The sequence below is a fragment of the Stieleria sp. JC731 genome, from assembly GCF_020966635.1.
Classification (GTDB): domain Bacteria; phylum Planctomycetota; class Planctomycetia; order Pirellulales; family Pirellulaceae; genus Stieleria.
Genome location: NZ_JAJKFQ010000033.1, coordinates 1 through 798 on the forward strand (window position 1 = coordinate 1; position 798 = coordinate 798).

General features: G+C 52.3%; 1 protein-coding gene. It reads left to right on the top strand.

Translation table 11 applies throughout. The features are described 5' to 3' along the window. A partial coding sequence (locus LOC67_RS26955) for a hypothetical protein (protein WP_230265964.1) occupies positions 1-708 on the top strand: 708 nt, incomplete at its 5' end. Positions 709-798 lie beyond the last annotated feature (90 nt).

Genomic DNA, 798 nt, shown 5'->3' on the forward strand with positions numbered 1-798 from the left:
CGTTATCCCATGGAGATCAGTTCGCGTATGCATCTAGTCACCGTTACTGACACCAACGCTGATGCAAGCTGCCGCGATACGGTTGGCGGCTCACCGTTTATGCCGTCCGGCGAATCCGTTCCTCGATGTCGCATCTGCGACGCTCGGATGGTTCTCTTCTTCCAGCTCGACATTCGCGCGGAATTTGAACTCCCATTCAAGAATGGCAGCCATCTGCTTGTATTCATGTGTCCCACACATAATGAACCGCCCGGCTTGGCTTCGATTTACGACAACTCGTCGCTTCCGCAGTCGTACTGGGACGAAGACGACGGGCATTTCGCTCTGCGGCTATATCCGCCTGACCAACTTGAATCCAGCGGGCAACTCGATGAATTCATTGAGCCATATTCGCTTTCCTTCCAACGTGCAGAAGAAGAGATTCAGGATTTCGGTGAATTCGACGTCGGCTCACACGACTTCAAGATTGGCGGCGTTCCCGGCTGGATGAACTATCGCATCGACAAACGGTGCACTTGTGGTGGGGAAATGTCATTCATTTGCCAAACCCCTGACGGTTTCGGATTCAAACAAACGCCCAGTGCTCCAGAACAACCGGATTCCTTTTCCGCGACCGAGTATTGTCTGTTTCTGGGCAATCAGGTGTATATTCTTGGTTGCAATCGTCAGTGCGATTCCCGTGCAGTGATCGCGGGTTGCGACAACTAAATGGGATAACAAAAAAATGCACCCGAGTCGCGAAGTCGGGCGGTTTGACAATGGAGAATCTCTCGTCGCGACCGGGTGATTTTAGACGTT